This window comes from Chloroflexota bacterium (assembly GCA_018648225.1).
Lineage (GTDB): Bacteria > Chloroflexota > Anaerolineae > Anaerolineales > UBA11858 > NIOZ-UU35.
In genome coordinates this window covers 1-5,923 of sequence record JABGRQ010000177.1, presented here as the reverse complement: position 1 = coordinate 5,923, position 5,923 = coordinate 1, and the positions used below count along the sequence as shown (strand labels likewise).

The window sequence follows — 5,923 nt, the reverse complement described above, 5'->3', positions numbered from 1 at the left end:
AAGGCGCTTACGAGGTTCTGGCGCGCGCTCAGGCCCTGGAAGCTAAGGGCCGCGAGATCATCCACCTTGAGATTGGTCAGCCGGATTTTGATACATTTGCCAATATTTCTCTGGAGGGTGTGCGCGCAATCGCCGCTGGCAAGACGCGCTACACCCCTCCGGCGGGGATGCCCGCATTTCGGGCGCTGATTGCTGAGGATGCAGGCCAACGCCGGGGGGTGAGTATCCACCCCGAGCAAGTTGCGGTCAGCCCCGGTGGGAAGCCGAATATCTTTTTCCCCACGCTGGCCCTGGTTGAGCCGGGTGACGAAGTCATCTACCCCAATCCCGGATTTCCTACTTACGAAGCCATGATCGGCGTTGCCGGTGGTGTTCCTGTTCCTGTGCCCCTGTCTGAGACGAATAATTTTTCGTTTGATCTGGCTGTGTTTGATAAGTTGATTAATGAACGCACAAAATTAATCATCATTAATTCGCCCAGTAACCCCACCGGCGGGGTGATGCCCAAAGCCGATCTGGAGCATATCGCAGCGGCCGCCCAACGCTACGATGCTTGGGTACTCTCCGATGAAATTTATGCCCGCATCGTCTACGATGGGGAGGCTGCGCCATCGATCTATGCTTTGCCAGGTATGGCCGAGCGCACCATCATTATGGATGGTTTTTCCAAAACTTATGCCATGACGGGCTGGCGGCTGGGGTACGGGATTATGCCCGCAGAGCTGGCCCGGCGGATAGGGTTGTTGTTAACGCACTCCGTCGGCTCAACGGCGGAATTTATCCAATATGCCGGGATGGAAGCGATCAGTGGGCCGCAAGATCAGGTGGATGTGGTGGTTGCTGAGTATCAGCGACGGCGAGATGTGATTGTAGCGGGTCTGAACAGCTTGCCCGGTGTCACCTGCCAGAAGCCGCAAGGCGCGTTTTATGTGTTCCCAAATATCAAAGCGTTGGGAAAATCTTCGAGTGAAGTTGCCAACTGGCTGTTGGATGAAGCCGGGGTAGCTTTGTTACCAGGGTCTTCCTTTGGTGAGTATGGCGAAGGCTATCTGCGGCTTTCGTATGCTAATTCGGTTGAAAATATTCAATTGGCTATCGAGCGCATGGCCGCGATTTTAGGGTAAGATGCCTTAGTGTGCCCAATATTTTTTTAGGATTGGGCGTGTCTATTTGGCTTCGTTCGGGTTTCTCTTAATATGCAGCGAAAACCTTAATGGTATCCGTCAATTGGAGGTTGGCACAATGACAACAAAAAAACAACTGCAAGGCGAAGTGTTCTATCCATCCGCGGAGGTGATCGAAAAAGCTCGCCTCAAAGATTGGGAGGCAACTGCCCAATGGGCAGCAGATGATCTGGAAGGTTTTTGGGCCAGTGAAGCCGAAGAACTGGAATGGTACCAGAAATGGGATCAGGTTTTAGATGACAGCACCCCCCCATTTTATAAATGGTTTGTTGGCGCGCAGACCAATATTGTGCATAATGCCATTGACCGTCATCTTCAAACCTGGCGCAGGAATAAACTGGCATTAATCTGGGAAGGTGAGCCTGGAGACAGCCGGGCGATTTCTTATCACGGATTGAACCGCGAGGTTAATCAGTTTGCGAATATCCTCAAAGCTATGGGCGTCGGCAAAGGGGATCGCGTCACCATTTATATGGGGCGCATACCGGAGATTATGTTCGCTATGCTGGCTTGTGCCAAACTCGGCGCGATTCACTCGGTTGTCTATGGCGGCTTTAGTGTGGATGCTTTGCAAGGCCGCATTGACGATTCGGAATCGAAAGTGGTTATCACCGCTGATGGCGGTTGGATGCGGGGCAAAATTGTTGAACTTAAACAGATTGTGGACGAAGCGGTCAAGCATTCGCCTTCGGTGGAAACGGTTATTGTAGTCAAACGTACCGGGCAAGAAGTATATATGGAAACGGGGCGTGATTATTGGTATCATGATTTGGCTCAATTGCCGATTGCCAACGGCGATTGCAAAACCGAAAAGTTGGATGCCGAAGACCCTCTCTTTATTTTGTATACATCCGGCACTACGGGCACGCCCAAAGCCATTTTGCATACCCACGGCGGCTACATGGTGGGGACTTCGGCGACGCTGAAATATGTCTTTGATTTGCAGGATGATGATCGTTGGTGGTGTGCCGCTGATCCGGGCTGGATCACCGGGCACTCCTATATCGTTTATGCACCCCTTGTGTTGGGGGCCACATCTTTCATATATGAAGGTGCCCCCAATTACCCCTATCCAGACCGCTGGTGGAAGATGATTGCAAAATATGGCCTGACCGTATTCTACACCGCGCCGACAGCCATCCGCGGTCTGATGCGTTTCGGCGAATCCTGGCCTAATCGGCATGATCTTTCTTCGTTGCGTTTGCTGGGTTCGGTGGGAGAACCCATTAACCCCGAGGCCTGGAAATGGTATCATCGCGTGATCGGTGGGGAACGCTGCCCGATTATGGATACCTGGTGGCAGACGGAAACTGGCAACTTTATGATTACCCCAACCCCGGTGGTGCCGCTCAAGCCCGGTTCCGGGACGCGCCCCTTCTTTGGGCAAGAGGCTGAAATCCTGGACGAAGAAGGCAATCCTGTTGCCGATGGGGAAGAAGGCTACATGGTGCTCAAAAAACCCTGGCCTGCTATGTTGCGCACGATTTATAAAAATCCTGATCGTTATGTGGAGCAATACTGGAGTAAATACCCCGGGTACTACACTACCGGCGACTCCGCCAAACGCGACGAAGATGGCTATTTCTGGATCATCGGGCGTGTGGATGATGTAATTAAGGTTTCTGGCTATCGCCTGGGAACAGCCGAGATTGAAAGCGCGTTGGTCAGCCACTCGGCAGTCGCTGAAGCCGCGGCAATTGGTTTGCCTCATGATGTGAAGGGGCAGGCTATTCATGCCTACTGCATTCTGCGTGCAGGCGATGTGGCCACACCTGCTCTTGCCGATGAACTCATCCAGCACGTTGGCGACCACATCGGCAAGATCGCCCGCCCCGAGGAAATCACCTTTGTGGACAAGCTCCCCAAGACGCGCTCCGGCAAGATTATGCGTCGTTTGCTCAAAGCGCGTGCCCTGGGTCTGGATGAAGGCGATACATCTACGCTGGAAGATTAATTCAATCATGAAAATACCAAAAACCGGGCTGCACGCAGCCCGGTTTTTGGTTTAGCCACGGATGAGTTCAGGTATTTTTGGTCTTTCCGTTGGGAAGCGAAATGAGAATTACGCCGCTGACGACCAAAGCTGCGCCAATAATTTGCCAGATATCCAGGCGTTCGCCCAAAATGAAATAGGCCAGGATAGCAGCAAACGCGACTTCGGTGGTGTTCATAATGGAGGCAACGCTGGCTTGAAGGGCTTTTAGCGCGGTAGTGTACAGCGCAAAACCTGAAACGGTGGTGATCAAAACCAAACCGGCAAACAGAAATTGCACTTGCGTGGAAATCGGCCACGGGATGGGTGTTGCAAATTGGAGGGGCAACAGTAGCAGCGCAGCAATGCCAAAGGTGTATAAAAGCACCGTCCAAGAACTATAATTGCCCACGAGTTTTTTCCCGAACAGACTGACCAAGCCATACATGATGGCAGAAGCCAGCGCAATCGTAACGCCGTAGCCCGTCACTTGCAGGCTTCCCATGCCGTAAAATCCAGAAATAAGAACAGTCCCTGCGATAGAGAGCGCAATAGCGGCAAACTTTTTTCGGGTAAGTGGCTCTTTGAAAAATATCCAGGCCATGATGGTGACGAAAATGGGGGAATCGCTCTGGATGACAGTGGCAATCGAAGCGCCATTGAGCACAACGGCTGTATTCCATAAGGCGTGAAACGCGCCGATGCTGCCTCCCATAGCAAAGAGCCAGGGGATGTCATGACGCTTGATGCGTAGTAATTGGGGATTGAGCAAGGCAATGCCAACCAGTAAAACAAGAAATGTGCCTAAATCGCGCCAAAAGGCAAGGTTAACAGAACTGACGCCGCTTTGTTGGATAATCAGGTTGATGAAAATTCCTGATGTAGACCAGAATACTGTTGCCAGGATGACCAGCGCGATACCGCGCGTGCGCGAGGGCACCACGTTGGGTGTTATGGTTGTTATCACGCTCGTTTACCATTGGGTGATAACGACATGCCCTCAACATACAATATGTTGAAGTTAGCATCCAAATCGAGATCAATTTGCTCTGCTTTGGCGGCCAGTTTTTCGCCTAGCGCAAAACCCTCCTCCGAGAGGAAGATCGCCGCGCCGAATCCGGCTCCGTTGGCGGTGGTTTCGACGACTTCCGGCGCAACAGGGGGAATCAAACCAATGTTAATGATGGCGTCAATATCCACCTGCCCGCCGAAGGAGCCGGTGAGGATTACTTTTTGCAAATCTTCAGGCTTCAGATTGAGTTGCATCATTAGCACGTCAATGGCGGCGCGGATCGCGCCTTTGGCTTTTTGCAGTTCGCGCACATCGAGTTGTGTAAGTTTAAGAGAGCCATCTTCAACGAGATCAATCGAGCGTGCCCCGTATTCATCGCTACCGATGAGATGGGTATAGCCTTCGGGTTTGGGGAGAATCCGTCCGCTGGGGTCAATCACACCTGCTTGCCGGAATTGGTTGACAGCGCTGAGCAAGCCGGAACCGGTCAGTCCGATGGGTTCTGCATTGGCGATGGTTTCTAGATCAAGCTGACCATCCTGGAGTTGGGTATCCACAATTGCGCCGTCGATGGCGCGTGTGCCGCAGGAAATATTGACGCCTTCAAAGGCAGGCCCGGCAGCGGTGGATGCGGTCAGAATGCGTTTGCCATCCGTGACCATGACTTCACCGTTGGTGCCCAAATCAATGGCCGCCATTGGCCCCGAAGGGTTGTCGAAGTTGAAATAGGCCAGACAGGCCAGCGCATCCGACCCCACAAAACCGCCGATCAATGGGGGCAGCATCACCTGGATATGTTCGGGAAAAATGCCACTCATCAAGTATTGGGCATCCTTAATTGAAGCGGAACTATGCGGCTGGAAGGGCATCATTGAGATCGATTCCAGCGGTTGTTTGGCTAAGAGATGGTGCATAGCTACGTTACCGACAATGGTGACGCGTTGCACGCGCTCGAGGATGCGCTTGGAGAGTTTCAGCGAATCGACGGCCTGATTGATGGAAGCCAGCGCCAGGCGTTGCAGGCGGTCGGCGTTTTCGGGGCTTTCTAGGGCCGCGGCCAGACGCGAGATCACATCGGCGCCATATACGGTTTGCTGGTTCAACCCGCCGCCGCCCGCGGCAACTTCGCCGGTATCGAGCATGGTCAGAAAAGCGGCTACGGTTGTGGAGCCAAAGTCGATTGCCAGTCCCAATGGCACGTCTTTTTCGCGTTTATAGCGTGAGCTGCTTTTGAAAATTTTGTTGGAATACACCACGATGGGTGAGAGTACCAGGCGCGAATCTTCTTCGATGCGGGCGCGGCAGGCCAGGCGGTTGTTCAGCGCAAGTTCACCCGCACTCAGATTTTCGAGTTCAATTTCATCGGGTTGGCCGACACCTTCTTCGACGAGCACCTTGCATTTACCGCAGGTGCCACGACCGGCGCAGGGTTGTTCGAGGGGGAGACCGGTTTTGGCAATGATCTCACCGAGAAGTTCGCCTTTTTGAGCCTGCACTGTTCTAATTTCTTCGCCATAGATGACGGTTACTTCGGGCATAATTTTTTCCTGTATATTTCAAAAAATCGCCACAGAGTTCACAGAGAATAAAAAAGCTTTATTGATTTTTCTCTGTGAACTCTGTGTGCTCTGTGGCTTCTTTAATTAGTTGGATGAAATTGCCAATGCTTTGGTTGCAGTACCGCTAACGGTTATTACGACAAATTTTGCAAAGTTTCAAATACTTTGTCGTAGAAACTCTGAATGTGCTGGCGCA

At 52.3% G+C, this 5,923-nt stretch carries 4 protein-coding genes; 2 read left to right on the top strand and 2 right to left on the bottom strand.

Annotation, left to right across the window (positions count from 1 at the left end):
• Positions 1-1,124: pyridoxal phosphate-dependent aminotransferase (locus HN413_16155; protein MBT3391933.1), on the top strand; the 1,124-nt coding region annotated here is incomplete at its 5' end.
• Between the two features lie 118 nt (positions 1,125-1,242).
• Positions 1,243-3,138 carry an acetate--CoA ligase gene (acs, locus tag HN413_16150; protein MBT3391932.1) on the top strand — a complete coding sequence of 632 codons (1,896 nt, stop codon included), beginning with the start codon at positions 1,243-1,245 and terminating at the stop codon, positions 3,136-3,138.
• 67 nt (positions 3,139-3,205) lie between these two features.
• Here the strand turns inward: acs and HN413_16145 are convergent, their stop codons facing one another.
• Positions 3,206-4,123 carry an EamA family transporter gene (locus HN413_16145; protein ID MBT3391931.1) on the bottom strand — a complete coding sequence of 306 codons (918 nt, stop codon included), beginning with the start codon at positions 4,121-4,123 and terminating at the stop codon, positions 3,206-3,208.
• On the bottom strand, positions 4,120-5,706 hold the full coding sequence (locus tag HN413_16140; GenBank protein ID MBT3391930.1) for a DUF4445 domain-containing protein: 1,587 nt from the start codon (positions 5,704-5,706) through the stop codon (positions 4,120-4,122). Before HN413_16140 ends, HN413_16145 begins: the two co-directional genes overlap by 4 nt.
• Positions 5,707-5,923 lie beyond the last annotated feature (217 nt).

What these genes read in the sequence shown, in the direction of transcription:
- acs (MBT3391932.1), top strand. Translation starts at nt 1,243, where the DNA reads ATGACAACAAAAAAACAACTGCAAGGCGAAGTGTTCTATCCATCCGCG.
- HN413_16140 (MBT3391930.1), bottom strand. Translation starts at nt 5,706, where the DNA reads ATGCCCGAAGTAACCGTCATCTATGGCGAAGAAATTAGAACAGTGCAG.